The sequence below is a fragment of the Streptomyces sp. BV286 genome (genome assembly GCF_019090165.1).
Lineage (GTDB): Bacteria > Actinomycetota > Actinomycetes > Streptomycetales > Streptomycetaceae > Streptomyces.
Genome location: NZ_JAHRIB010000110.1, coordinates 1 through 1,145 on the forward strand (window position 1 = coordinate 1; position 1,145 = coordinate 1,145).

Consider the following 1,145-nt stretch of genomic DNA (forward strand, 5'->3'; position numbering starts at 1 on the left):
CTCCGCGTTCGTCGTGCTGGACCGGCTGCCGCTGATGCCCAACGGCAAGCTCGACCACAAGGCCCTGCCCGAGCCGGAGTTCACCGGCGGCGCCTACCGGGCGCCGCGCACACCGCAGGAGAAGGTCCTCGCCGACGTCTACGCCGATGTCCTGGGTCTGGACCGGGTCGGTGTCGACGACGACTTCTTCGCGGTCGGCGGCGACTCCATCCGCTCCATCCAGGTCGTCACCCGGGCCCGCGCCCAGGGCGTCGAGGTCAGTCCGCGGCAGATCTTCGAGCAGCGCACCGTGGCCGAACTGGCGCTGGTGGCCCGCAGTACCGGAACCACGGTGGTCCTGGCGGAACTCGAGGGCGGCGGCGTCGGCGACGTCCCCCTGCTGCCGATCGTCCAGTACATGACGGAACTGGGCGGCGGCTACGACCGCTTCTCCATGTCCCTCGCCCTCGACCTGCCGCTGGGAATCGAGGCTGATGCTCTGGCAGCGGTCCTGGACGCGGTGCTGGACCGTCACGACATCCTGCGCTCCCGGCTCTCCCTTGAGGGCGGGGGTGCCATCGAGATCGCGCCCAAGGGTGCGGCGGATGCTTCCGCGCTGATCCACCGGATCGCGTGTGACGGTGTGTGGGACCAGGAGTGGCAGCAGCAGGCCGGCGCCGAGCTGAACGCGGCGACGGGCCGTCTGGACACGGCCGCCGGCGTGGTGGCCCAGTTCGTCTGGTTCGACCCCACCGATACGACTGTCCCGGGCCGCCTGCTGATCGTGCTGCATCACCTGGTGGTGGACGGTGTCTCCTGGCGCATCCTCCTGCCGGATCTCGCCGAGGCCTGGCAGCAGGTCCGCGAGGGACGCACCCCGCAGCTTCCGGCGACCGGCACCTCCGTACGCCGCTGGACGCACGCCCTGCTCGACGAGGCCCGCAGCCCCGCACGGACCGCAGAAATGGACCTGTGGCGCTCCGTCCTGGAGGGGTCCGACCCCCTCCTGGGCAGCCGGCCCCTCGACCCGGCCGTCGACCTGCTCTCCACCCAGGAGCAGTTCACCGTCCGGCTCCCCGTCGCGGTGACGGAGGCGCTGCTGACGCGGGTTCCGGCCGCGTTCCACGGCGGAGTCAACGACGGCCTGCTGGCCGCGCTGGCCATGG

At 71.7% G+C, this 1,145-nt stretch carries 1 protein-coding gene; it reads left to right on the forward strand.

Going from position 1 to position 1,145, the window contains the following annotated elements; all coding sequences use genetic code 11:
* Window positions 1-1,145: condensation domain-containing protein (locus KUF83_RS15440; protein WP_254643893.1), on the forward strand; the 1,145-nt coding region annotated here is incomplete at both ends.